Origin of the sequence: Streptomyces canus, from assembly GCF_030815415.1 — a bacterium.
GTDB lineage: Bacteria > Actinomycetota > Actinomycetes > Streptomycetales > Streptomycetaceae > Streptomyces > Streptomyces canus_F.
The window spans coordinates 2,825,367-2,850,933 of the sequence record NZ_JAUSWW010000001.1 but is presented as its reverse complement, the minus strand read 5'-3'; the positions used below and the strand labels follow the sequence as shown (position 1 = coordinate 2,850,933).

The 25,567-nt window shown below is 72.0% G+C and carries 24 protein-coding genes; 20 read left to right on the top strand and 4 right to left on the bottom strand.

Annotation, left to right across the window (positions count from 1 at the left end):
- Window positions 1–5: 5 nt before the first annotated feature.
- The 3 genes from QF037_RS13115 to QF037_RS13105 form a co-directional block, all read right to left on the bottom strand.
- Window positions 6–1,391 carry an aldehyde dehydrogenase family protein gene (locus QF037_RS13115; RefSeq protein WP_307024828.1) on the bottom strand — a complete coding sequence of 462 codons (1,386 nt, stop codon included), beginning with the start codon at window positions 1,389–1,391 and terminating at the stop codon, window positions 6–8.
- Window positions 1,391–2,491, bottom strand: coding sequence for a phenazine antibiotic biosynthesis protein (locus tag QF037_RS13110; protein WP_307024826.1), 1,101 nt, complete (start codon window positions 2,489–2,491; stop codon window positions 1,391–1,393). Before QF037_RS13110 ends, QF037_RS13115 begins: the two co-directional genes overlap by 1 nt.
- A gap of 98 nt (window positions 2,492–2,589) precedes the next feature.
- Window positions 2,590–3,612 (bottom strand): MDR family NADP-dependent oxidoreductase, encoded by a 1,023-nt coding sequence (locus QF037_RS13105; protein WP_307024823.1) that lies wholly within the window; start codon window positions 3,610–3,612, stop codon window positions 2,590–2,592.
- Between the two features lie 391 nt (window positions 3,613–4,003).
- Here QF037_RS13105 and QF037_RS13100 point away from each other — a divergent pair, with 391 nt between their 5' ends.
- Complete coding sequence (locus tag QF037_RS13100) at window positions 4,004–5,455, top strand: MFS transporter (RefSeq protein ID WP_307024821.1); 1,452 nt, start codon at window positions 4,004–4,006, stop codon at window positions 5,453–5,455.
- 135 nt (window positions 5,456–5,590) lie between these two features.
- On the opposite strand, the gene QF037_RS13095 is transcribed toward QF037_RS13100, so the two are convergent.
- On the bottom strand, window positions 5,591–6,610 hold the full coding sequence (locus QF037_RS13095) for an Lrp/AsnC family transcriptional regulator (RefSeq protein WP_307024819.1): 1,020 nt from the start codon (window positions 6,608–6,610) through the stop codon (window positions 5,591–5,593).
- Window positions 6,611–6,811: 201 nt separating this feature from the next.
- Between QF037_RS13095 and QF037_RS13090 the strand changes: the two genes are divergently transcribed.
- The 19 genes from QF037_RS13090 to mgtE all read left to right on the top strand — a co-directional run bounded on the left by QF037_RS13090 (window position 6,812) and on the right by mgtE (window position 25,498).
- A complete protein-coding gene (locus tag QF037_RS13090) occupies window positions 6,812–7,660 on the top strand; it encodes an SAM-dependent methyltransferase (protein WP_307024818.1) in 849 nt (282 codons plus the stop codon).
- A gap of 319 nt (window positions 7,661–7,979) precedes the next feature.
- Window positions 7,980–9,380, top strand: a complete 1,401-nt coding sequence (locus tag QF037_RS13085; RefSeq protein WP_307024816.1) for an FAD-dependent oxidoreductase — start codon at window positions 7,980–7,982, stop codon at window positions 9,378–9,380.
- Between the two features lie 112 nt (window positions 9,381–9,492).
- Window positions 9,493–10,716: an acyl-CoA dehydrogenase family protein gene (locus QF037_RS13080; protein WP_307024814.1), complete on the top strand. Its 1,224-nt coding sequence runs from the start codon at window positions 9,493–9,495 to the stop codon at window positions 10,714–10,716.
- 53 nt (window positions 10,717–10,769) lie between these two features.
- On the top strand, window positions 10,770–11,249 hold the full coding sequence (locus QF037_RS13075; RefSeq protein WP_307024813.1) for a PhzA/PhzB family protein: 480 nt from the start codon (window positions 10,770–10,772) through the stop codon (window positions 11,247–11,249).
- A gap of 70 nt (window positions 11,250–11,319) precedes the next feature.
- Window positions 11,320–12,504 carry a 3-deoxy-7-phosphoheptulonate synthase gene (locus QF037_RS13070; protein ID WP_307024812.1) on the top strand — a complete coding sequence of 395 codons (1,185 nt, stop codon included), beginning with the start codon at window positions 11,320–11,322 and terminating at the stop codon, window positions 12,502–12,504.
- A 47-nt stretch (window positions 12,505–12,551) separates the two neighbouring features.
- Window positions 12,552–13,175, top strand: coding sequence for an isochorismatase family protein (locus tag QF037_RS13065; protein WP_307024810.1), 624 nt, complete (start codon window positions 12,552–12,554; stop codon window positions 13,173–13,175).
- On the top strand, window positions 13,172–15,085 hold the full coding sequence (locus QF037_RS13060; RefSeq protein WP_307024808.1) for an anthranilate synthase family protein: 1,914 nt from the start codon (window positions 13,172–13,174) through the stop codon (window positions 15,083–15,085). The genes QF037_RS13065 and QF037_RS13060 overlap by 4 nt, the downstream gene beginning before the upstream one ends.
- Window positions 15,075–15,461, top strand: a complete 387-nt coding sequence (locus QF037_RS13055; protein WP_307024806.1) for a hypothetical protein — start codon at window positions 15,075–15,077, stop codon at window positions 15,459–15,461. Before QF037_RS13060 ends, QF037_RS13055 begins: the two co-directional genes overlap by 11 nt.
- Window positions 15,446–16,279, top strand: a complete 834-nt coding sequence (locus tag QF037_RS13050) for a PhzF family phenazine biosynthesis protein (protein ID WP_307024805.1) — start codon at window positions 15,446–15,448, stop codon at window positions 16,277–16,279. The genes QF037_RS13055 and QF037_RS13050 overlap by 16 nt, the downstream gene beginning before the upstream one ends.
- 12 nt (window positions 16,280–16,291) lie before the next feature.
- Window positions 16,292–16,930 carry a phenazine biosynthesis FMN-dependent oxidase PhzG gene (gene phzG / locus QF037_RS13045; protein ID WP_307024802.1) on the top strand — a complete coding sequence of 213 codons (639 nt, stop codon included), beginning with the start codon at window positions 16,292–16,294 and terminating at the stop codon, window positions 16,928–16,930.
- Window positions 16,931–16,959: 29 nt separating this feature from the next.
- Window positions 16,960–17,490: a flavin reductase family protein gene (locus tag QF037_RS13040; protein ID WP_307024800.1), complete on the top strand. Its 531-nt coding sequence runs from the start codon at window positions 16,960–16,962 to the stop codon at window positions 17,488–17,490.
- An 8-nt stretch (window positions 17,491–17,498) separates the two neighbouring features.
- Complete coding sequence (gene wrbA, locus QF037_RS13035) at window positions 17,499–18,113, top strand: NAD(P)H:quinone oxidoreductase (protein ID WP_307024798.1); 615 nt, start codon at window positions 17,499–17,501, stop codon at window positions 18,111–18,113.
- 111 nt (window positions 18,114–18,224) lie between these two features.
- Window positions 18,225–19,388, top strand: coding sequence for a methionine adenosyltransferase (gene metK, locus QF037_RS13030; protein WP_307024796.1), 1,164 nt, complete (start codon window positions 18,225–18,227; stop codon window positions 19,386–19,388).
- Window position 19,389: 1 nt separating this feature from the next.
- A complete protein-coding gene (locus QF037_RS13025) occupies window positions 19,390–20,304 on the top strand; it encodes a carbohydrate kinase family protein (RefSeq protein WP_307024795.1) in 915 nt (304 codons plus the stop codon).
- A complete protein-coding gene (gene metF / locus QF037_RS13020; RefSeq protein WP_307024794.1) occupies window positions 20,301–21,248 on the top strand; it encodes a methylenetetrahydrofolate reductase [NAD(P)H] in 948 nt (315 codons plus the stop codon). Before QF037_RS13025 ends, metF begins: the two co-directional genes overlap by 4 nt.
- Window positions 21,245–22,429: a chorismate synthase gene (gene aroC / locus QF037_RS13015; protein ID WP_307024792.1), complete on the top strand. Its 1,185-nt coding sequence runs from the start codon at window positions 21,245–21,247 to the stop codon at window positions 22,427–22,429. The genes metF and aroC overlap by 4 nt, the downstream gene beginning before the upstream one ends.
- Window positions 22,426–23,043: a shikimate kinase gene (locus QF037_RS13010; protein WP_307024789.1), complete on the top strand. Its 618-nt coding sequence runs from the start codon at window positions 22,426–22,428 to the stop codon at window positions 23,041–23,043. Before aroC ends, QF037_RS13010 begins: the two co-directional genes overlap by 4 nt.
- Window positions 23,044–23,073: 30 nt before the next feature.
- Window positions 23,074–23,820 carry a VOC family protein gene (locus QF037_RS13005; protein ID WP_307024787.1) on the top strand — a complete coding sequence of 249 codons (747 nt, stop codon included), beginning with the start codon at window positions 23,074–23,076 and terminating at the stop codon, window positions 23,818–23,820.
- A gap of 322 nt (window positions 23,821–24,142) precedes the next feature.
- A complete protein-coding gene (gene mgtE / locus QF037_RS13000) occupies window positions 24,143–25,498 on the top strand; it encodes a magnesium transporter (protein ID WP_307024785.1) in 1,356 nt (451 codons plus the stop codon).
- Window positions 25,499–25,567: the final 69 nt, after the last annotated feature.

Here is a 25,567-nt window from a genome sequence, read left to right as displayed (position 1 = left end):
GTCGGTCAGTCCCGGATCACCGACTTGCAGCGCATCAGGAAGTCGGCGAGGTGGCCGTCGTGCGGCAGCCCCGCCTCCATCCGGTACGTCGGATGGTCGCCCACGTACACGTTGCCGATCGAGGGCTCCTCGACGAGTTCGGCCACCAGCCGGTCGTCGTGCGTGATCGCCGTGAGGACCAGGGAGTCCCGCAGCGGCCCGGCACCGGCCTCGCGCGTCCAGGGCGCGACCCACACACAGGGGAACGGCAGCTCCACCGCCGTCTGCGGGGCGCCGGGCCCGTCGAGCTGGTGGACGGCGGCCCGCAGGACGGCGCTGCCGTCGCCGAGTTCGTCCAGGACGCCGTCGCCGCCGAGCCACGCCCTGGCACCCTTCGCCCGGCGCAGCAGATGGGCTTCGAGCGCCTTGGCGGTGGCGAGCGGCTGCACGGGGAAGACCGCGGCGGGGTCCTCGGGCGGCAGGCTCGGCACGGCCGCCAGCCGTTCGGCGAGCGCGGCGCACAGCGGGGCGGGGTCGCCCTCCACGAGCACGGCCGTCGTGTTGACGCAGCCCGTGCCGCCGTGGCCGCTCACCGAGGCGACGATCGTGTCGAGATGCTCCCGCCAGTCCACCTCCCGGGTCAGCAGGATCTTCGACCGGCCCGGACCCTGCGGCAGCACGGAGGGATCCCCGGCGTACTTGCGCACCACGTCCTCGCCGCCGTACACCAGCCCGAGATCGGCGCCCCGCAGCAGCGCGTCCGCGGTCGTGTGGTCGGTCGGCAGCAGCGCCACCTGGTCGTCGCCGAAGCCGGCCGCGCGCAGTGCGGTGACCAGCCGGTGCGGGGTGAACGGCTCGCGCCGGGACGGGCGTACGGCGACCCGGTAGCCCAGCGCGAGCGCCTCCGGCCACAGGCTGTGCGGCCCGGGATGGTTGCCCGCCGCGTGCACCGCGAACACGTTCCCGCGCCGCACCCACACCGCGCGTCCGGCGCGGGTCAGCGGATCGTCCCACCGGTGCACCGCGCCCGTCGGCCGCGCCTGCTCCACGCTGTGGTGGGCCGTGCGCAGCCGCGTCGCGATGGCCGTGACGGTGGCCCGTACCACGGAGATCGGCGTGCCGCCGACCCGGCTGACCCGGTGGGCGTAGGCCTCGGGCGTCAGGCCGTCGAGCGTGCCGCTCTCGAAGAGCGCGGCGGCCCGGCCGATCATGCCGATCCGCTCGTCGGGCAGCGGGGACACGGCCCCGTGCAGGGCCTTCAGCGTCCGGTCGACGAACAGCGCGGGTACGAGGCTGAGTTCGGCGCTCTCCCGGCCCGCGACATCGGTCACGGACAGCCGGCTGCGGGCCCGGTACGCCCCCCGGGCACCCAGGGCGTCGAGCGGCACCACCTCGGAGCCGGTCCCGGCCATCAGTACACGCCCTCGATCACGGCCTCGTTCTCGAAGGTCGCCACGGGTGCGATGTCGGCCACCGCGTCCCCTGCCCGCCCGTCGAGCGGCTCGATCCGGGTCGCCGTGTCCCGCTCCAGGTTGTTGGGCAGGAAGAACGACTTGCTGACGTGGTGCACCAGGACCCGGCCGCGGTCCCCGTACCCGACCGGGCGCAGCGTCTCGGGGTCGACGACGGAGAACATGACGTACGGGCTGTACGGGTCGAAGACGCAGCCCGCGTCGTCCGGCAGCCCGGGGCGCTCGCCCGCGAAGCCCAGGATCATGGTGCTGCCGTAGTTTCCGCACAGGACGGTGTCGGGGAAGACCTCGGTCTTGTAGAGGTACCGGGAGTCGGGGTCGAGCTGGGTGCCGCCCCAGCGGATCGCCCGTACCTTCTCGTTGACCAGCTCGGCCAGGTCGTCCCGCCGGGCGATGCGTTCGAGCAGCGGCGGAGTGACCGTCAGGACACCGATGTCCTGGGTGCGCAGCACGAACGCGGCCTGGTCCACGAGGTGTTCGGCGTAGGCGTCCGCGTCGGCCCGGCGCCCGGCGGCGATCAGCTTCTTCACCCACCGCGGGTCGAGGTCGAGGGTGAAGCCGTACCGCCCGTGGGTCGCCGCGGACCTGCGGAAGTACTCGCCGACGATGTGCGGCCCTGTCGGTACAAGGCCGAGCCAGTCGACGTCCCGCGGGAAGCCGTGGGCGTCGAGGTTGAGATTGCTCCAGTGGAGCATCCGCTCCAGCCAGTCCCGCAGCAGGACCACACGTTTGGGCGCGCCGGTGGTGCCGCCGCTCTCGAACACCCCCACGACATCGGGGCGTTGGCCGTATCCGCGCGGCACGAGGTCCTGTGCGGGCACGTCCCGCAGCTCGGCCGTCAGCGGCGGGAACAGCGTGAGGTCCGCGTGGTTGCGGACGTCGGTGAGCGGATCGAAGGGCAGGCTCTTGGCCTGCTCCAGCCAGAACGGCGACCCCGTGTCGGGATCGAAGTGCCACTGCATCGCGGCACGGATCAACTCGTCCGGCTCCGGCCGGACATCGAGGGGGAGATCGAGGATCTCGGTGGCGGAACGCGGCACGGGGACTCCTGACTCGATGAACTCGACGGACAGGTGCGGGGGTTGGCGTGTCACAGCTCGTCTTGCAGCTCGTCTCGCAGCTCGACTCACAGCTCGACTCACAGCTCGACGACGACGGCGCCGATGTGGCGTCCCTCGATCACCTCCAGCAGAGTCCGTGGGCCGTTCTCGATGCCTTTGACCCGCACATGGGGGAAGGTGATCTCCCCCGCTCTGAGCCAGGCGCCGAACCGCTCGGTCCACTCGTCCTTGTCGTCGTAGTCGTCGGAGCTGAAGCCGCGCATCTCGATCCGCTTGTGGATCAGCGGCAGCGAGTCCAGCTCCACGGGTGCCGCGGTGCCAGGGCCGGCCGCGTCCAACTGCCCGGACAACGCACCGACCAGCACGAACCGGGCGCCCGGCCGCGCCGCGTCCACGGCCGCGCGCAGTTGCTCCCCGCCGACATTGTCGAAACAGACGTCGATCCCGCCGGGCGCCGCCTGCGCCAGCTGCTCCGCGAGCGGGCCCGCGCCCCGCACCACCACGGCGTCGTAACCGAGTTCGGTCCGCAGCCGCTCGGCCTTCTGTGGCGAACCGGCACTGGCGACGACCCGTCCGGCCCCCAGTCGGCGGGCGATCAGCCCGGCCATCGAACCGATGCCGCTGCCTCCCGCGGTGACGAACACCGTGTCCCCGGGCCGCAGTTCCACGCCCCGGGTCAGTGCCGCGTACGCCGTCCAGCCCTGCTGCAGATGGGCGACCGGATCCGGCAGCACCGCAGGGTCCAGGCGGGTGCACTCGGCGGCCGGAACCACGGCGTACTCGCGCCAGCCCAGCCAGTGCGAGACCAGGTCGCCCGGCGACAGGCCGCTGCCCGCGGGGGCCTCGACGACCTCGCCGATCGCCGCGCCCACCAGGGTGTCGCCGGCGTCGAGCACCGGGAACGGGGTGTCCTGGGTGGCGCCCGCGATGAGGATGCGCAGGGTGGCGAAGACATGGAAGAACCGGTTGCGCACCAGTACCTCGCCCACGCCGGGCGGTACGACGGGGCTCTCGACCACGACGAAGTGCTCCGGCTGGGGCAGCCCGGTCGGCTTGGTGAGGAGGCGGACTTCTCGCTGGGTGGCGGGCAGGACTGTCATGCACGCTCCTGAACAGGGTGAACGTAAGGGGGTGAGCACCCGGAGCACCGAGGGCGGCCGGGGGACTCCAGCGTGAAGTGATCACGTACGGCCGCTCCAGTCGTGGGGGTGTACTGGAGCATTTCTTCCATGGCGGGCGTCCTGGTGAAGGAACCTCACGCCGCGTACCCGGCTCCCCGCACGGACCAAGGCGATGCCGACGGAGTGCGCGCGCCCGGCGGTCGTGGCGGAAATCGACAGCGCGCAGGGCGCCGATGGAAGGAATCCACCATCTTCCGGCGCCGGCTGGAGCACCCCCTTCTCTCCCGCCCACGCTGAGTCGTGGTCGGTCCCGACGCCCCGCCGACCGGGGCCGGGCCGGCGTGTCGACAACGGTGGAGAGGAACTCCCGATGACTGCTGAGCGTGTGCTGACGCCGACACCCACGGCGTACCGATGGCGGTGGCCGGCGCTCACCGCCCTGCTGCTCGGTGAGGCCATGAACCTGCTGGACGCGACGATCGTGCAGGTCGCCGCGCCCAGGATCCATGCCGATCTGGGCGGGTCGGTGTCCGACATCCAGTGGTTCACGACCGCCTACACCCTGCCGTTCGCGGTGCTGCTGATCACCGGCGGCCGGCTGGGCGACATCGCGGGCCGCAAGCGGCTGTTCGTGATCGGTGTCACCGGCTTCATGGTCGCGTCGGCCGCCTGCGCCGCAGCGCCCTCGGTGGGGCTGCTGATCGCCTTCCGGGTGGTACAGGGAGCCGCGGCGGCCGTGATCATCCCCCAGACCATCGGCCTGATCAAGACGATGTTCGCCGGCCCCGAGATGTCCAAGGCACTGGGCAGTATCGGTCCCGTGATGGGCCTCGCGGCCGTCTGCGGGCCGGTGCTCGGCGGGGTGCTCACCCACGCCGACCTGTTCGGCTCCTCGTGGCGCGCGGCGTTCCTGGTGAACGTGCCGGTGTCGCTGCTGGTGCTGGCGATCTCGCCCAAGCTGATGGAGAACCGGGCGCCCAAGCGGCCCACCCTCGATGTCACCGGCACCCTGCTGGCGATGGCCGGCATCGGGCTCGTCGTCTACCCGCTGATCGGCGCCGACCTGATCGCCCTGTCCGGGTGGAGCTGGGCGGCCATCGCGGCCGGGCTGTGCCTGATGGTCCTGTTCACGGTGCACCAGCGGGCGGTGGCCGCCGCGGGGCGCAGTCCGCTGGTGGAGCCGAGCCTGTTCGCCCACCGCGGTTTCCCGGCCGCCCTGGTGACGTCCACGGCCTTTTTCGCCGTCACCAACGGACTGATGATGGTCATCGTCCTCCAGCTCCAACTCGGCCTGGGCACCGACGTGTTGAAGTCCGGCCTGACGCTCGCCCCGTGGTCGGTGGGCCTCGCCGTCGCCTCCTGGGTGGCCGGCGCCCACCTCGTCAAGCGGTACGGCCACCGCATGATGTCCCTCGGCCTCGCCGTCCTGCTGGCCGGCTCCCTCGCCGCGATCGCCGTCTACCACGCGGCCGACCCGCACCGGTATCCGACGCCGCTGCTGTTCGCACTCGGGGTCGTCGGCGTCGGCGTGGGCCTGTTCAGCCCGGCGTTCTTCACCATCGCCCTCGCCCCGCTCCAGCCGCAGGAGATCGGCTCGGCCGCCGGTCTGCTGAACGCGGTCCAGCAACTGGGCGCCACGCTCGGGGTGGCGATCCTCGGCAGCGTGTACCTGGGCAGCGCGGGCGACGGCGGCGCCCCGGGCGCCCTGCACGCCGTCCAGCTCGCGTTCTGGGTCGCCGCGGCGCTGGTCGTGGTCAGCTTCGTCACCAGCCGGTCGATGGTGGACCGGGACGCGGCGGGTGGTGCCGGGGCGGGTCATTAGGCGGACCCCTTCACGGGGAGGCGTGGAGATACGGGCGGCGGCCTTCGGGTCGCCGCCTCGTCATGCGCGGGAGGCTCCCGCGCATGACGCAGGTCCATGGCTCCCGACGGTCCGTCAGTTCCGTTGCAGGCGCTGTCAGTTCCGTACCCGCCCCGGCGTCGCGGCGCGTCTCGTGCGTTCCCGTTCCGTGATGATGGGGCTCGCCGCCTTGAGGTTCTGGAGGACCGGGCTGGTCTCCAGGGTGTGGATGGCGTCCAGGGAGCCCAGGCGCCGGGCCAGGTAGTGGTGGAGGTCGGCGGGGTCGCGGCAGAGGGCCTGGGCGACCAGGTTGGTGGGGCCCGTGGTCGCGGCGACGTACGCCAGTTCGTCGTGGCGGGCCAGGGTCGTCGCCACGTTCTCGATGTGCGCCGGGCTCACCGACATCCACAGCAGCGCCCGGGTGTTGGCGCCGAACTGCCCGGTGTCCACCTCGACGTCGAAGAAGACGGCACCGCCCGCCTGCAGATCCGCGAGCCGTCGCGCCACGGTGACCGGGGACCAGCCGGTCGCCTGGGCCAGCTCCGCGTGGGTGGCCCGGCCGTCCTTCTGCAGGGCGACCAGCAGATCGGTGTCGGCGTCGGTGAGCCGGCGCGGCACGGGCACGTACGAGGTGTCGGCCGGTTCGTGCTCGCGCAGCAGCCGCTGCTGGTCCTCGTCCAGCGTGTCGGCGCTGCGCCGCCAGTTCGTCGGCCCGCCGAGGTAGGTGTGCAGGATGCAGTGCGCGGATACCGCGGTGATGTGGTTGGTGCGCGGAATGTCGCGCAGCAGCAGGGAGTTGCCCGCGGCGGCGTCGGTCGGCGTGTGGATGATCGCGACGATCTCGGTGCCGCCGGAGGTGAGCTTCACCCATGAGGTGTCCTGCCGGCGCACGAGTGCATGGGCCAGGTCCTGTGCGGAGCTGGCCGCCGCGGTGAGCCGGACGAGCCACTGTGTCTGACCCGCCTGATGAGGGTCCGGCAGGCCCACGACTCGTAAGGACGCCTCGGTGCGCAGCCGGCGGTAGCGACGGGCGACGGTCTGCGGTGAGACGTCGAGGGCGGCGGCGATCTGGCTGAAAGGTGCCCGGCCGTCGATGTGCAACGCGTGGATCAGCGCGCGGTCCAGGTCGTCCAGCATGCACACATCCTTCAATGGGGGCCTGTTCCGTGGAATAAAGTTGAAGATAGCGCAGAGCGCGCTACCGCGGCAGCCGCGATCCCGCACAGAATTCCATCAGTTCACCGCTCGGGCGGATTTCAACGGACGCCAAAACGCGCTGATCCAGCAATGTGGACCCGCGTCTTTTCGTTGAATTGAACTCGTCTTGGGGAGGATTTTATGATGGAAGTGAAGGCGCCCTCCGTCGGAGTCGGGCAGACCGCACTGTTCATCGCGTGGATGCGACAAATGGAAAGTGAACGTCCGGATGCGCTGTTCCGGGATCCCCTCGCCGTCGCGCTGCTCTCCGCGCTCTCCGAGGACCCGGTCCTGGCCGATGTGGCCGAGGTGATCCGGCAGACCCACCACAGCGCGCGGGGCTTCCCCACCTACTTCGCGGTGCGGACCAGGTTCTTCGACGAGGAGATCCTGACCGGGGTCCGGGGTGGCGTCCGGCAGGTCGTCACCCTCGCCGCCGGCGCGGACGGCCGTACCGTACGCCTCGACCTGCCGGCCGGAGTCCACTGGTTCGAGGTCGAGCTGCCGGAGATGACGGAGTTCAAGGACGCCTTGATCGCCCACTCCGGGCTGCCCCTCGCCTGTGAGCGTCACGGGGTCGCGGCCGACCTCCGCGAGGACTGGCAGTCCGCCCTGCGAGCTGCGGGTTTCGACCCCGGGCAGCCGACCGTCTGGCTGGTCGAGGGGCTGCTCATGTATCTCACGGACGGGGACGGGGAGGCGCTCCTCGCCGGTCTGAGCGCACTGTCCGCGCCGGGCAGCACGCTCATGCTGGAGCACCTCAAGGCGGCCATGCTCCAGGAGGAGGGCAGGCCCGTGCGTGAACGTGTCGAGGAGCAGGGCGCCCGCTGGCTCTCGGCCCGCGACGACCTGGAGGAATGGCTCGACGGCCACGGCTGGTCGGCCCGGGTGTACGCGGGCGACGACCCGCGGATCGGCCACGGGCGCACGGTGGCACCGCTCCCGGCCTGCTGGCTGGCGACCGCGACGCGCAGCGGAGCACGCCACTGAGGGAAACGGCTCCGGGGCCCGCCGATAATTCGGAATTCCAAATTCCGGCATCGGTTCTTTTGTCCCCCGTCAATGAGTCGGGACGCCTGGTCCGGACAATTGCGCGCCGCGCCGCACAGGTTTGACAAGGGTGCCGCACAGGGAATCCGTCGGGTATTTTCCGGCCGGATTTCGACCCCACGGCGTCGCGATTTGCCGAAACTTTCCGTTCCGCCGCCCGGAACGTGAGATTCCCCCGGAAATCATGGGCTCTCCGATTTCACGAGCGCATCCGGGAAACCTGCTCCGCCACTCGCCTCACGGACAGCAGAGGATTCGCATGTCTGACGACACCGCACACCCGCACGCCCCCGAGGGGCGGCGCCCCCGCGACGGCCACTGCGTGGTGCTCGGGGGCAGCATCGCCGGCCTCTTCGCCGCCCGGGTGCTGTACGAGACGTTCGCCCGAGTCACGGTGGTCGACCGGGACACGCTGCCGACGACGGACGAGAACCGGCGCGGAGTGCCACAGGGACGGCACGCCCACGCGATCCTGCCCGCCGGCACCCGGGGACTGCAGGAGATGTTCCCCGGTCTGCTCGAGTACTTCGAGGCGGCCGGCGTCCCCGTGGTCCGCGAACCCACCGAGATGCACTTCGCACCCGGCGGCCACCTCCTGTGCCAGGAAGGGCGTTACGCCGACCCCACCCCCACCTACCAGCCGACCCGGCCCCAACTGGAAGGGGGAGTACGGGCCCGGGTACGGGAGTTGCCCGGCGTGGAGATCGTCGACCGGTGCGAGGCCACCGGACTGCTGAGCACCCCCGACGGGACCCGCGTCACCGGCGTCCGGCTGGTGCACCGCGACAGCGGGGCGGAACGCGAGCTGACCGCCGACCTCGTGGTCGACGCGACCGGCCGGGGCGGCCGCACCACCCGCTGGCTCACCGACCTCGGCCACGAACCCCCGCGCGAGGACCGGATCGCCGTCGATATCAAGTACGTCAGCCGCACCCTGCGCCTCGCCCCGGGCGCCCTCGGCCGCCGCAAGGTCGTGATCGTGGGCGCCGAGCCCGGCCGGCCGACCGGCGCGACCTTCCTCCAGCACGAACCGGACCGCTGGATGCTCACCCTGATCGGCTACGGCGGCCACCACCCGCCCACCGACCCCGGCGACTTCCTGGAGTTCGCCAAGCCCATCCTGCCCTCCGACGTCTTCGAGGCCCTGTGCGCCGCCGAACCCCTCGACGCCCCGGTCGCCCACCGCTACCCGGCCAGCGTGCGCCGACGGTACGAGGGGCTGGAGCGGTTCCCCGACGGGCTGCTGGTCTTCGGCGACGCGATCTGCAGCTTCAACCCCGTCTACGGACAGGGCATGTCGGTGGCCGCGCTTCAGGCCGACGTCCTGCGGGAGTGTCTCGGCCACGGACGCGACCGGCTGGCGTACCGCTTCTTCCGGGCTGCCGCCCGCAGGATCGAGGTGGCCTGGCAGATGGCCGTCGGCAGCGACCTGGCCCTCCCCCAGGTCGAGGGGGACCGCCCGCTGCCGGTGCGGCTGAGCAACGCCTTCTTCGGGGCGGTGCTCACCGCCGCCGAGCAGGACCCGGTCGTCGCCCAGGAGTTCGTCAAGGTCAGCTCCCTGCTCTCCGCGCCCCTGATCCTCCTGAACCCCGTCACCCTCGGCCGGGTCGTGCGCGGAAATCTTCACCCGCGAAGGCGCCGCCCCATTCGGTCGCACTGACAGACCGGAATTCCGAGAACGCCGCCCGAAAGGACGCCGCGTGGCTTGAGAATGCCCTGCGCGCCATCCGCCGAGAAATGCGAGCCGAGAAATACGAAAGGAATGATCCGGTATGTCGAACAATACGGTCCCCGCCGATCCGGCCACCCGCGAAGGGCTGATTCCCGACCGTGCGGAACTCGTCACGCGAGCCGAAGGTCTGCGGGAACTCCTGTGGGCGGAGGCCGTCGAGTGCGAGCGCGACCGACGCCTTTCCGACCGGGTCGTCGACGCCATGACCGAGGCCGGACTGCTGCGGCTGCAGACCCCGCGCCGGCTCGGCGGCCACGAGACGGACATGCGCACCCTCCTCGACGTCGCCACGACGCTCGGCAGGGGCTGCCCGTCCGCCGCCTGGATCGCGGGCGTCCTGAACGCCGGCAACTTCATGGCCGCGCTGTTCCCGGCCCGGGCCGGCGACGAGATCTGGGGCGACGACCCAGACGCCCGGTGCGCGCTGGTCCTCGGGATGCCCTCACCGGCCGTGGAGCCGGTCGACGGCGGTGTGATCGTCAGCGGCGAGTGGGCCTATGTCTCCGGCTGTCTGCACGCCCAGTGGGTCAGCGCCCTGATCGCCGTCCCCACCGACGCGGGCCGCCCCGACGTGCGCTTCGCCCTGATGCCCACCGACGAGGTCGCCGTCAAGGACACCTGGTACTTCGCCGGCATGCGCGGTACCGGCAGCAACACCGTCGTCGCCGACCGGATCTTCGTACCCGAGCACCGGCTGGTGCCCTACCTGCCCGTCCTCAACGGCGAGACCGACGGCATCGTCGACCCGGCGCTGCCCTACCGCAACAGCCTGACCGGGCTGTTCGCCATCGGGCTGATCGGCGCCCTGATCGGCGCTGCCGAAGCGGCCCTGGAGTTCGTCCGGGACAAGGGCCCCACCCGCCCGGTGGCCGGCTCCACCTACCGCGACCAGACCCAGTCGCCGACCTTCCAGCTCGACCTCGCCGACGCCACCTCGAAGATCGACACGGCCAAGCTGGTGGCCGGCCGGATCGCGGACACCGTCGACGAGCTCGCCCGGGCCGGCGTCAACGCCGACCTCACCGTCCGCGCCCGCAACCGGCTGGAGTCCGCGCAGGTGGGCCGGTTGTGCCGGGAGGCCGTCGACACCCTGCTCACCGCCCACGGCTCCTCCGCCTTCAACGAGTCCAACCCCCTGCAGCGGCTCTGGCGCGACATCAACGTGGGCAGCCGGCACGCCGGCTTCGGGATGGGCATCCCCGAACAGGTCTACGGCCGGGCCCTCGTCGGCGGCGACCCCCGCGAGATCAGCTTCATCGTCTGAACCCGCCCCCAACGACCCGCCCCCAACGCCCCCCAACCGCAGAGGACACTCCCATGTCTGACCCCCGAATACCCGCCGACCAGGACGAATCGCGCGCCCACAACCGGGCGATCGTGGAGCAGTACATGAACACCCGCGGCGAGGACCGGCTCCGGCGCCACCTGCTGTTCACCGAGGACGGCACCGGCGGTCTGTGGACCACCGAGAGCGGCGAGCCGATCGTCATCCACGGCCGCGACCGGCTGGGCGAGCACGCCGTCTGGTCGCTCAAGTGCTTCCCCGACTGGGCCTGGACCAACGTCGAGATCTTCGACTCCCAGGACCCCGACCGCTTCTGGGTCGAATGCGACGGAGAGGGAAAGATACTTTTTCCCGGATATCCCGACGGGTACTACCGCAACCACTTCCTGCACTCGTTCCTTTTCGAGAACGGGAAAATAAAACAGCAGCGCGAGTTCATGAACCCCTGCCAGCAGTTCCGGGCCCTGGGAATCGACGTACCGCGCGTCGAGCGCGAGGGAATTCCCACCTGACGTGCGGACCCGCACACGCGGCCTGCCATCACCCGAAAGTAAATCCTCTCCGCTCCACGGGGGCACTGTCGTGGCACAAGCACTCACCGATATCCAGCGGGCCAAGGCGCTCCAGCAGCCGGAATGGCCCGACCCCGCCCAGGTCCAGCGGGTACGGGAGATCCTCAGTTCCCGTCCACCGCTGGTCCGCGTCGACGACGTCCACACCCTGAGGTCGCGGCTCGCCTCCGTGGCCGCGGGGGAGGCGCTCGTCGTGCAGTCGGGCGACTGCGCCGAAGACCCGCAGGAGTGCACGGCCGGCCATGTGCGGCGCAAGACCGCCGTGCTCGACCTGCTCGCCAGCACCCTGAAGATGCTCACCGGCAAGCCCGTGCTGCGCGTCGGACGGATGGCCGGCCAGTTCGCCAAGCCCCGCTCGAACGACTTCGAGCAGATCGGCGACCTGGCCCTGCCCGTCTACCGCGGGCACATGGTCAACAGCCCGGTGCCCTGCCCCGAGAGCCGGCGCCCCGACCCGCTGCGGATCCTCACCGGATACATGGCGGCCGGCGACATCATGGAACACCTGGGCTGGCGCGCCCCCGCCCTGCGCACCTGGCCCGGTGCCGAACCCCTGGTGTGGACCAGCCACGAGGCGCTCCTGCTGGACTACGAGGTCCCGATGGTCCGCGACCTCGGCGACTCCACCCGCTGGCTGGGCTCCACGCACTGGCCGTGGATCGGCGAGCGCACCCGTCAACTAGACGGCGCCCACATGGACTTGCTGTCCGATGTGGTCAACCCGGTGGCCTGCAAGGTCGGCCCGAGCATGACGCCCGAGGAGCTCACCTCGCTGTGCGAGCGCCTCGACCCGCTGCGCGAGCCCGGCCGCCTCACCCTGATCTCCCGCATGGGCGCCGACGCCGTCGGTGAGCGCCTGCCGGCCCTGGTGACGGCGGTCCGCTCCGCGGGCCACCCGGTGATCTGGCTGTGCGACCCGATGCACGGCAACACCATCACCGCCCCCGGCGGCCGCAAGACCCGGCTGCTGACCACCATGGCGAGCGAGGTCCAGAGGTTCGGCCTCGCCGTCGCGGCGGCCGGCGGGACGGCCGGCGGGCTCCATCTGGAGACCACCCCGGACGACGTGACGGAGTGCGCCGCGGACGCCTCGGCCCTCGGCCGGATCGGCGAGCGCCACACGACGTTCTGCGACCCGCGCCTCAACTCCCGGCAGGCCGTGTCCCTGGTGACGGCCTGGGCCAACACCCTCTGAACCGCGCCCCGCCGACGCCGCCACCCCACAGGAAGGGAGACGATCCCATGCCCGGACTGCCCCCCATCGCGTCGTACCCGCTGCCCACCGCCGAGGACCTGCCCGAGAACCTCGCGGACTGGGCCCCGGACCCGGACCGTGCCGTCCTGCTCGTCCACGACATGCAGCGCTACTTCCTCCAGGCGCTGCCCGACCCCCTGCGCGGCCAACTGGTCGACAACGCCGCCGCGTTGCGCAAGCGTGCCGCCGCCCTCGGCGTCCCGGTGGCGTACACGGCACAGCCCGGCCGGATGACCGACGAACAGCGCGGCCTGCTCAAGGACTTCTGGGGCCCCGGTATGCGCACCGACCCGGCCGACCGCGAGGTGGTGCCGGAACTCGCGCCCGCCGAGGACGACTGGGTGTTCACCAAGTGGCGCTACAGCGCCTTCTTCCGCTCCGACCTGCTGGAGCGGATGCGGGCAGCGGGCCGCGACCAGCTCGTGCTGTGCGGGGTGTACGCCCATGTCGGCGTCCTCGCCACCGCGTTGGAGGCGTTCACCCACGACATCCGGACCTTCCTCGCCGCCGACGCCCTCGGCGACTTCTCCGAGGCCTATCACCGACTGGCCCTGGACTACGCCGCCGAGCGCTGTGCGGTCGTCCTGCCGTCCGGGGAGGTGTTCATATGAACGCGCCGCACGGCCGGGACCCCCGAACCCCCGGCGACCTGCTCGACCGCGTACTCGACCTCCAGGCGCCCGCCTTCGCCCTGCTGCACCGCCCGGAGAGCGGCGTCCCGGACACCGTGGACGTCCTCGTCGGTGACATCACACTGCCAAAGACCCTGGCCGGCATCGCCCTCCCCGACCCGCCCGCGCCCGGCGACGCCGGGACCGAGCACGACGTCCTGGTCGTGGTGCCCTACCGGCAGATCACCGAACGCGGCTTCACGGCCCCCGAGGACGACGCGCCCCTCCTCGCCCTGTCCGTCACCGACCAGGACCGCGTCCCGCTGAACGAACTCCTCCAGCGGCTCCCGGACACGCCGACCTCCGTGACGGCCCTCGGCTTCGACATCGACGACGAGCAGTACGCCGAGACCGTGCGCCGGGTCGTAGCGGACGAGATCGGCACCGGCGAGGGCGCCAACTTCGTCGTCAAACGGTCCTTCCTGGCCGACATCGGCGACTACTCGGTCCGTGACGCGCTGGTGTTCTTCCGCCGGCTGCTGGAGCGGGAGCAGGGCGCGTACTGGACCTTCGTCATCCACACCGGGGAGCGCACCTTCGTCGGGGCCACTCCCGAACGGCACATCTCGGTGAACGGCGGGGCCGCCGTCATGAACCCGATCAGCGGCACCTACCGCTATCCGTCGGCCGGTCCCACGCTGGCCGGCGTCACCGAGTTCCTCGCCGACCGCAAGGAGACCGACGAGCTGTACATGGTCGTCGACGAGGAACTGAAGATGATGGCCCGGATCTGCGAGGGCGGCGGCCGGGTCCTCGGCCCGTACCTCAAGGAGATGGCCCGGCTGGCCCACACCGAGTACTTCATCGAGGGACGCACCGACCAGGACGTCCGTGCGGTGCTCCACGAGACGCTGTTCGCCCCCACCGTCACCGGCAGCCCGCTGGAGAGCGCGGTGCGGATCATCCGCAAGTACGAGCCCGAGGGCCGCGGTTACTACAGCGGGGTGGCCGCCCTCATCGGCCGGGACGGCAACGGCGAGCGCGCCCTCGACTCGGCCATCCTCATCCGCACCGCCGACATCGACCCCGGCGGCCGGGTGAGCATCGGGGTCGGCGCCACGCTGGTGCGCCACTCCGACCCGTACTCGGAGGTCGCCGAGACCCGGGCCAAGGCCGCCGGTCTCCTCGGCGCCCTGGAGAGCGGCCGCACCCGGCGGTACGGCACCCACCCCGAGGTCTGCGCGGCCCTCACCCGACGCAACAGCGACATCGCCCGGTTCTGGCTCGACGGGGGCACCGGGCGGCGGGCCGCGGTGACCGGACTGGAGGGGCTGAGCGCCCTGATCATCGACGCGGAGGACACCTTCACCGCGATGATCGGGCTGCAACTCCGGTCTCTGGGACTGAAGGTGTCGGTCAGTCAGTTCGACGACCCGTACGCCTTCGGTGGCCACGACCTCATCGTGATGGGCCCAGGGCCTGGGGACCCCCGGGCGGCGGACGACCCCAAGATCCGCAGTCTGCGCTCGGCGATCGACTGCCTGCTGGCGGAGCAACGGCCCTTCCTCGCCGTGTGCCTGAGCCACCAGGTGCTCAGTCTGGGCCTCGGCCTGGACCTGGTGCGCCGGGACGTCCCGAACCAGGGCGTGCAACGGGAGATCGACCTGTTCGGCGGCCGTGAACGTGTGGGCTTCTACAACACGTTCACCGCCCGCAGCGACGAGGACAAGCAGGACATCGCGGGGATCGGCGCCGTCGAGGTCAGCCGGGACCCGGCCACCGGCGAGGTACACGCCCTGCGCGGACCGGGCTTCGCCTCGATGCAGTTCCACGCCGAGTCCGTGCTGACCGTCGACGGGCCGCGCATCCTGGGCCGCACCATCCAGGAGGTGCTCGGCCGTGCGGGTTGACATCGCCTGGTGGGACCTGGACGGCACACCACAGACCATCGACTCCCTCCGGGAGCACCTGAGCGACGGCACGGCCGCCGCCTGGCGCGACGTACCGGGTCTGCGCCTGAAGTTCTGGATGGCCGACCCGGAGCACAACCGGTGGGGCGCGGTGATGCTCTGGGAGACCGACCGCCCCGCCGACCTGCCGCCCAACCGGGCCGCGCAGCTCATCGGCGGCCCGCCCACCCACCGCACCCGCTTCGACGTCGAGGCCGCGGTCGAGGGCGGCGCCCCTGTGCTGCCCCAACTCGACGGAACCGGACCTGTGTTCACGACCTCCGCCGCAACCGCCGTATCGAATCCGGGGGACCTCGAACCGTGCACGAATACCTAGTCGTCGACGCCTTCGCCCGCAGCCCGCTCGAAGGCAATCCCGTGGCGGTCTTCTTCGACGCCGCCGACCTGACCGCCGAGCTGATGCAGCGCATCGCCCGGGAGATGAACCTCTCGGAGGTCACCTTCGTCCTGCCGCCGGAGCAGGGCGGGGACGCCCGTATCCGCATCTTCACGCCTGTCAACGAGCTGCCGTTCGCCGGCCATCCGCTGCTGGGCACCGCGGTGGCCCTCGGCGAGACCCTCAAGGAGGACCGGCTCCTGCTGGAGACCGCCATGGGCGTCGTCCCGTTCGAACTCGCCGACGACGACGGCGTGACGACCGTACGGATGCGGCAGCCGATCCCCACCTGGGAGCCGTACGAGCACCGTGCGGAACTCCTCGCGGCACTCGGCGTCGAGGACACCGTCGCGCCCGTGGAGATCTACCGCAACGGCCCCCGGCACGTCCTCGTCGGCCTCGGGAGCGTCGCGGCGCTGTCCGCGCTGCGGCCCGACCACCGCGCCCTCGGAGAGTTCCCCGACATGGCCGCCAACTGCTTCGCCGGCGCGGGCACCCACTGGCGGACCAGGATGTTCTCGCCCGCCTACGGCGTCGTCGAGGACGCGGCGACCGGCTCCGCCGCCGGCCCCCTCGCCATCCATCTGGCCCGCCATCGACTCGCCGCCTATGGACAGCAGTTGGAGATCCTCCAGGGCGTCGAGATGGGCCGCCCGTCCCTCATGCTCGCCACCGCCGAGGGCACCGGCGAGACGGTCCGCTCGGTCGAGGTCGGCGGCCACGGCGTCGTCGCCGCCCGCGGCACCCTCTACGTCTAGCGAGGAACTCCCGTGAACAGCAGCCGATTCGAAAGCCTCACCGGAGAAGTCGACCTGGACTTCCCCGAGTACGACGACCCGCCGGCCGAACCGCTGGGCCTCGTCCGCCAATGGATCACCGAGGCCGCCGCCCACGGCGTACGCGAACCGCGCGCCCTGGCACTCGCCACCTCCGACAGCCGGGGACGGGCCTCCAACCGCATCGTCGCCGTCACCGACATCACCACGCGAGGACTGGTCTTCGCCAGCCACACCACCAGCCAGAAGGGCCGCGAGATCGCCGCCACCGGCTGGGCGTCCGGGCTCCTGTACTGGCGTGAGACCGGCCAACAGCTCATCCTCTCCGGCCCCGTGGCCCAGCAGAGCGACACCGACTCCGACCGCCTCTGGTCCGCCCGGCCGATCCCCATGCACTCCATGTCCGCCGCCTCCCGGCAGAGCGAACTTCTGCGGGACACGGCCGCCCTGCGGGCCGAGGCGGACCGCCTCGCCGCCCCCGGCACCGCGCTGCCGCGCCCCGCCCGCTTCGTCGGCTATCTGCTCGCCCCGGTCACCGTGGAGTTCTGGTGCGCCGACTCGGACCGACTGCACCGCAGGCTGCGCTACGACCGCCACGACCGCGGCTGGCGCACCAGCCGCCTCCAGCCCTGATCCGCCACGACCCGGAGAGTGAGCAGCTCATGGAAGGTACGACCGGCAGTGCCCTGACCCACGCCATGTCCCGGGTGCCCGCACCGGTGACGGTCGTCACGACCGTGGACACCGACGGACGGCGCTGGGGATTTACCGCGACCTCCTTCACGTCCCTGTCCCTGGACCCGCCCCTGATCCTGGTCTGCCTGAACAAGGCCGCCAGCACCCACCGGGCGTTCACCACCACGGACCGCTTCCTGGTCAACCTCCTCGCACACGGCCAGCACCAGGTCGCGCGCACCTTCGCCCGCTCCGGCGTCGACCGGTTCGCCGAGGGGGACATGGAGCCCTGCGAAGGGGGCCTGCCCGGCTCGCCGGACGCCTGCGCCCGCGTCGCCTGCGCGCTGCACGCCGTACTCGACGGGGGAGACCACAGCATCCTCGTGGGCCGTGTCGTGGAGACGTATGTGGACGACGACCGCACCCCGCTCCTCCACTACGACCGCACCTTCACCCACCCCGCTTCCGCACTGGACCTGCCCGACCCGCTCCTCTCCCTCCACCTGGCGGACTGGTGAGGGCCGCCATGGACACGGACGTGAAGGTCACCGTCGTCTACTACTCCGCCACCGGCCATGTCGCCGACATCGCCCGCGAGCTCGCCGACACCGCGGAGAAGGCGGGCGCCGAGGTCCGGCTGCGCCGGGTCGCGGAACTGGCCCCGCGGGAGACCGTGGAGTCCCAGCCCGCCTGGGCCGCCCACGCCGCCGCGACCGCCGACCTGCCGCTCGCCACCGTCGAGGACGTCGTCTGGGCGGACGCCGTCCTCATGGGGTCGCCGACCCGGTTCGGCAACGTCGCCGCCCAGCTCAAGCAGTTCCTCGACACTCTCGGCGGCGCCTGGAAGAAGGGCGAACTGGCCGACAAGGTCTACAGCGGCTTCACCTCCACCGGCAGCCCGCACGGCGGCAACGAGTCCACCCTGCTCGCCCTCATGCACTCCTTTCACCACTTCGGCGGCATCGTCGTCGCCCCCGGCTTCACCCACCCCGACAAGTTCGTCGACGGCAACCCCTACGGCACCGCCCACCACGACGCCGGCGGCACCCTCCCGGTCGGCGACGTCACCCGCAACGCGGCCCGCGTCCAGGCCGACCGCGTGGTGCGCCTCGCCAGAGCCCTCACCGCCGCCACCTTCTGACCACCCCTCCCCCCCCGGTCGGGGCGGAGAGCTCCCACTCCCCCTGAGGAGCTCTCCGCCCCGACGCCCCGAGCCCCACCAGCCAGCAGCCGCTGCGACCCAGGGAGAGCCATGTCCCGCCGCCTGTTCACCTCGGAGTCCGTGACCGAGGGACACCCCGACAAGATCGCCGACCGGATCAGCGACACCGTCCTCGACGCGCTGATCGCCGAGGACCCGCACTCCCGGGTCGCCGTGGAGACCCTGATCACCACCGGTCAGGTCCACCTCGCCGGCGAGGTCACCACCACCGCCTACGCGGACATCCCCGGCCTGGTCCGGGACGCCGTGCTCGACATCGGCTACGACTCCTCCCAGAAGGGCTTCGACGGCCGCTCCTGCGGGGTGTCGGTGTCCCTCGGCGCCCAGTCCCCGGACATCGCGCAGGGCGTCGACACCGGCGGCGCGGGCGACCAGGGCCTGATGTTCGGGTACGCCTGCGACGAGACGCCCGAACTGATGCCGCTGCCCATCCAGTTGGCCCACCGGCTCGCGCACCGCCTCACCGAGGTCCGCAAGGAGGGCGTCGTCCCCTACCTCCGCCCGGACGGCAAGACCCAGGTCACCGTCGAGTACCTGGGCAGCCGGGCGGCCCGCCTGGACACGGTCGTCGTCTCCGCGCAACACGCCGCGGACGTAGACCTGGACACCCTCCTCACCCCCGACATCCGCACCCACGTCGTCGAGCACGAACTGGCCCGGCTCGCCGACGACGGCATCAAACTCGACACCGACGGCTACCGACTCCTCGTCAACCCCACCGGCCGCTTCGAGATCGGCGGCCCGATGGGCGACGCGGGCCTGACCGGCCGCAAGATCATCATCGACACGTACGGGGGCATGGCCCGCCACGGCGGCGGCGCGTTCTCCGGCAAGGATCCCTCCAAGGTGGACCGTTCGGCCGCGTACGCGATGCGCTGGGTCGCCAAGAACGTCGTCGCCGCGGGCCTCGCCCGCCGCTGCGAGGTCCAGGTCGCGTACGCCATCGGCAAGGCCGAGCCGGTCGGACTGTTCGTCGAGACCTTCGGCACCGCCACCGTGCCGTACCCGGCGATCGAGCATGCCGTCCGGCAGGTCTTCGACCTCCGCCCCGCCGTCATCATCCGCGACCTCGACCTGCTCCGCCCGATCTACGCCCGGACCGCCGCCTACGGCCACTTCGGCCGCGAACTGCCCGAGTTCACCTGGGAGAAGACGGACCGCGTGGACGCCCTGCGGCTCGCGGCGGGGGCCTGAGATGCGGATCGCCGTCACCGGCTCCATCGCCACCGACCATCTGATGAGCTTCCCCGGCCGCATCACCGACCAGCTCCTCGCCGACCGCCTCGACCACGTCTCGCTGTCCTTCCTGGTCGACACCCTGGAGGTACGGGCCGGGGGAGTGGCCGCCAACATCGCCTACGGCCTCGCCCAACTCGGCCACCACCCGCTGCTGTCGGGAGCGGTGGGCGCGGACTTCACCCCGTACGGAGAACGCCTCGCCGCGCTCGGCGTGGACATCTCCGGCGTCCACGTCTCCCGCACCCGCCACACCGCCCGCTTTCTGTGCACCACCGACCAGGACGGCAACCAGATCGCCTCCTTCCACCCGGGAGCGATGACCGAGGCCGCCGGTATCGACCTCATCGAAGTCCTGCGCCGGCACGGCGGCGCCGACCTCGTCCTCGTCGGCGCCGACGACCCGGCCGCGATGCTCCGTCACACGCGCGCGTGCCACACCTACCGCATCCCCTTCGCCGCCGACCCCTCCCAGCAGCTGGCCCGGCTCGACGGCGCACAGATCCGCGAACTCGTGGACGGCGCCGACCACTTGTTCACCAACGAGTACGAACACGCGCTGCTGCTCGCCAAGACGGACTGGACCCACACCGACGTCCTGAGCCGAGTCGGCACCTGGGTCACCACCCTCGGCGAGAAGGGCAGCCGCGTCGAACGCGCCGGCGACCCCCCGCTGGACGTCCCCGCGGTCCCGGCCGCCGAGGCCGCCGACCCGACCGGAGTGGGCGACGCCTTCCGCGCCGGATACCTCGCCGCCCTCGCCGCCGGCCACGACACCACCCGCCGCGCCCAGTGGGGCTCGGCCCTGGCCACCCTCGCCCTGTCCCACATCGGCACCCAGACCTACACCGCGACAGGAGGCGACCCGACATGACGGCACCCACGTCCGTACCCGTACCCGCACCCGTGGCCACCGGCCCGCGCCGGTGCGGCCCGGCCGCCCTGATCGCGGCCGGCCACCGCTCGTACTCCTTCGAGTTCTTCCCGCCCAGGACCGGCGAGGGACAGCGGGTCGTGTGGAGCGCCCTGCGCCGAGTGGAACCCCTCAACCCGTCTTTCGTATCGGTGACTTACGGCGCGGGCGGCACCTCCCGCGATCGCACCACCGAGCTCACCCGGCGCATCGCCGAGGACACCACCCTGCGCGCGGTCGCCCACCTCACCGCCGTCGGACACTCCGCCGCCGAACTGCGCGGCATCATCGGACGCTACGCCGACGCCGGCATCCGCGACGTCCTCGCCCTGCGCGGCGACCCGCCCGGCGACCCGCAGGCCCCCTGGCTTCCGCACCCCTACGGCCTGCGGCACGCCGCCGAACTCGTCGAACTCATCCGCCAGTGCGGCACGTTCAGCATCGGGGTCGCCGCGTTCCCCGAACGCCACCCGCGCTCACCCGACTGGAACACCGACATCCGCCACTTCGTCGCCAAGTGCCGGGCCGGCGCCGACTACGCCATCACCCAGATGTTCTTCCGCGCCGAGGACTACCTCCGGCTGCGCGACCGGCTCGCCGCCGCCGGCTGCGACACCCCGGTCGTCCCCGCGATCATGCCCGCCACCCGCTACGAACAGATCGCCCGCTTCGCCCGCCTCAGCAACGCGACGTTCCCCGACGACCTCGCCCTGCGCCTGCGCACCGCCCAGTACCACCCCGGCGAGTCCCACCGCATCGGCGTCGACCACGCCACCGAACTCGCCCAGCAGCTCCTCGACGAGGGCGCCCCCGGCCTGCACTACATCACCCTCAACCAGTCCTCCGCCGCCCTCGACATCCACCGCGGCCTGCGCCTGCCCGCCCCGCCGGAGGTGCACCGTTGAGCAGGTTGCGCTGGCTGACGGCGGGGGAGTCCCATGGCCCCGCACTCGTGGCGACGCTGGAGGGCCTTCCGGCCGGCGTGCCGGCCACCACGGAGCTGGTGGCCGACCACCTGGCCCGGCGCCGGCTCGGCTACGGCCGCGGTGCGCGGATGAGGTTCGAGCGCGACGAGGTGACGTTCCTCGGCGGCGTCCGGCACGGTCTGACGCTCGGTTCGCCGGTCGCGGTGATGGTGGGCAACACCGAGTGGCCGAAGTGGGAGCAGGTCATGGCGGCCGATCCCATCGACCCGGAGACCCTGGCCGGCCTCGCTCGTAACGCCCCGCTGACCCGCCCGCGCCCCGGTCACGCCGACCTGGCGGGGATGCAGAAGTACGGCTTCGACGAGGCCCGGCCGATCCTGGAGCGCGCTTCCGCCCGTGAGACCGCCGCCCGGGTGGCGCTGGGTGCGGTGGCCCGCTCCTACCTGAAGGAGACGGCGGGCATCGAGATCGTCTCCCACGTCGTCGAACTGGCCGCGGCGCAGGCGCCGTACGGGATCCGCCCGACTCCGGCGGACACCGAGCGGCTGGACGCCGACCCGGTGCGCTGTCTGGACGCGGACGCCTCGAAGGCGATGGTCGCGGAGATCGACCAGGCCCACAAGGACGGCGACACCCTCGGGGGCGTGGTCGAGGTGCTGGCGTACGGCGTGCCGGTCGGCCTCGGCTCGCATGTGCACTGGGACCGCAGACTGGACGCCCGGCTGGCCGGTGCACTGATGGGCGTGCAGGCGATCAAGGGCGTTGAGGTCGGCGACGGTTTCGGGTTGGCGCGGGTGCCGGGGTCGCTGGCGCACGACGAGATCGTCGGGACCGACGCGGGGATACGACGGGTCACCGGCCGTTCCGGCGGAACCGAGGGCGGTCTGAGCACGGGTGAGCCGCTCAGGCTGCGCGCCGCGATGAAGCCGATCGCGACCGTGCCGCGCCCGCTGCGGACCGTCGACGTCGCCACCGGCGGCTCCGCGCAGGCCCATCACCAGCGTTCGGACGTGTGCGCGGTCCCGGCGGCCGGCATCGTCGCCGAGGCCATGGTCGCCCTGGTGCTTGCGGACGCGGTGGCGGAGAAGTTCGGCGGCGACAGCGTGGCAGAGAGCCGCCGCAACGTGCGGTCGTACCTTGAGAATCTGACCGTCCGATGACCGGTCCACAGGCGGTGCTGGTCGGCCCGATGGGCGTCGGCAAGTCCACCGTCGGGCGGCTGCTGGCGGGACTGCTGGGCGTCGGATTCAGGGACACGGACGACGACGTCGAGGCCGTCGAGGGCCGCACGATCGCGGAGATCTTCGGGGACGAGGGCGAGCCGGGTTTCCGGGCGATCGAGAAACGGGCGGTTCACCGGGCGCTGGCCGAGCACGACGGCGTCCTCGCGCTGGGCGGTGGGGCGATCCTCGATGCGGACACCAGGACGGCACTGGTCGCCCTGCGCACGGTCCACCTCTCGATGGACGTCGAGGAAGCGGTCCGGCGCACCGGCCTCGACACCGCCCGCCCGCGCCCGCTGCTCGCCGAGAACCCGCGTGAGCGGTGGCAGGAGCTGATGGAGGCCCGTCGGCACCTGTACGAGGGGATCGCCACGGCGGTGGTCGCCACGGACGGCCGTCCCCCCGAAGAGGTCGCCCGAGCTGTCCTGGACGCGATGGACGCCCTGGACGCGCTGGACGAAATCGCCACGGACGGCACAACGCATGGAAGGAATCCGCGAGTTGGCGGCTCCGGCTGGAGCCGTCCCCGGCGCCGCGCCCACGCTGGATGACGATCGATCGTTGCGACCCGAGGAGAACCGATGAAGATCACCCGTCACCCTGTCGGCGCACCGTGCTGGGCGGACCTCGACACCCCCGACGTCGCCTCCGCCCGCACCTTCTACGGCTCCCTCTTCGGCTGGGAGGGCCTCCAACTCCCCAGCGGATACGTGAACTTCACGCTGCGCGGCGAGAAGATCGTGGGCGCGGTCGAGCTCCGAGAGGGGCAGGAGCACTCGTCCGGCTGGAGCGCCTACTTCATGTCGGACGACCTCAACGCGACGACGAAGGCGGTGGAGTCGGCCGGGGGCCGTGTCCTGAGCCCGCCCACGAAGGTGTCGGTCGCCGGCAGCGCCGCGGTGTACGCGGCCCCCGACGGCGCGGTGTTCGGCGCCTGGGAGCCGGACAAGCACCCCGGCTCCGGGCTGGTGCGTGAGCCCGGGGCGCTGTCCTGGTTCGGGCTGAGCACCCCGGACACCGACGGCGCCAAGGCGTTCTACGCCCAGGTCTTCGGCTGGACCGCCGCCGTGCCGCCGGCCGGAGGCGCCGCCGCCCATCTGACCTTCGTGGGCGGTGTCGTGGAGTTCGGCGCCGTCACGAGCGCGCCCGGAGGCGAGGCCGGCTGGACCCTGCACTTCGGCGTCGAGGACGTCGACGCGACGGTGGCGGCGGCGACCGCGCTCGGCGGCACCGTCGTCTCCGCACCCGCCGAGGCACCCGGCGTCGGACGTGTCGCCGTCCTCAGGGACCCCGTGGGTGTGACGTTCGGCGTGGTCCGGCACGCCTGACCGACGGCGGCCGACCCGGTGGGCCCGCTCTCCCCGCCGGGTCGGCCTCGTGGCTCGCCCGGCCGGGGAGGCCCGAGCAGGATCGGCCCGGACGACCTGAGCAGGATCGGCCCATCGGCCCGCACATTCCGTACATGACCAGGGAGGAGGTGGTGTGCCGTGCAGAGCGAACCTCCGAGTCCGCCCGCGCGTACCCCCGCCCCGCTCCCGGACCCGCCGTGACGGCTCACGGCCGCACCTCGTCCGGCCGGTGACGGCACCGGTACGCGCCCCGGAGCAGGAAACGTCCCCGCCCCCGCCGTACCGCCGAGGTGACCTTGCCATGACGTACACCCAGCTGCCCGACGAGATGCCCACCGAGCTCCTCGACGCCCTGGAGCGCCACGACCTGCGCGACGCCCAGCATCTGCTGGGCCGGCGCCCGCCGCACCTGATCGCCGACGACCTGGCCCGGATGGACGCCGTGGACGCGGTCGTCGCCTTCCGGCTGCTCGGCAAGGACCAGGCCATCGAGGTCTTCGAGGAATTGGCACCCGTGGACCAGCAGGCCATGCTGATGGGGCTGCGGGACACCGCCTTCCGCGACCTGGTCGAGAACCTGGACCCCGATGACCGGGTCCGTATGCTGCGCGAGGCGCCCGCCAAGGTGGTCCGTAGGGTCCTGGCGGGGCTCAGCGCACACGAGCGCCGTATGACCGCCGCGCTCCTCGGTTACCCGGAGGGCTCGGTGGGGCGCTGTATGACGCCCGAAGTCGTCCCGCTCGAAGTGGATGTGACGGTGGGTCAGAGCCTGGACCGGGTCCGGCTCAGGGGCGCCGACGCGGAGACCGTCTACACGCTCCCGGTCGTGGACCGCGGACGCCGTCTGACCGGCGTGGTCGCCCTGCGGGACCTGGTGCTCAGCTCCCCGGACGACGCCCTGGCCGACCACGTCGTCACCGACGCTCTGCGCGTACACGCCGCCGAACCCGCCGAGGACGCGGCGCGGTTGATGCGGGAGACCAACGTGCTCGCGCTGCCCGTCGTCGACAGCGAGGAGCGGCTCGTGGGGCTGCTCACCATCGACGACGCGGTCGAGGTCATCGAGGAGGCGGACACCGAGGACGTCGCCCGCCAGTCCGGGTCGGCCCCGTGGACGGGGCACTACATGGCGGCGACCGTGTGGCAGCTGGCCCGGTACCGGATCGTCTGGCTGCTGTTCCTGCTGCTGGCCGCGACCCTCACGGTGACCGTGACGGAGGCCTTCGAGAGCACCCTCGACAAGGTCACCCAACTGGCCATGTTCATCCCGCTGTTGATCGGCACCGGCGGCAACGCGGGTGCACAGGCGGCCACCGCCGCGGTACGGGCGCTGGCCGTGGGCGAGGTACGCGTCTTCGACCTGCCGGCGGTCGTCTGGCGCGAGTGCCGCTCGGGCCTCGTCCTGGGCGCGATGCTGGCCGGGCTCGCCATGGTCCTGGGCACCCTGTTCGTGGGCGTGCACATCGCGGTCGTCGTCGGCGTCGCCCTGGTCATCATCTGCGGCTGGGCGGCGACGGTCGGCGGCGCGATGCCCCTGCTGGCCAAGCGCCTCAACATCGATCCGGCGGTGGTGTCGGCCCCGATGGTGACGACCCTGGTGGACGCCACGGGGCTGGTGATCTACTTCCTCACCGCCCGTGTGGTGCTGGGTATTTGATGGTACGTCGGAAACACCGCCGGGCCCCGTCCTCGCACGTCGGACGGGGCCCGGCGGTGTTCCGGTGCC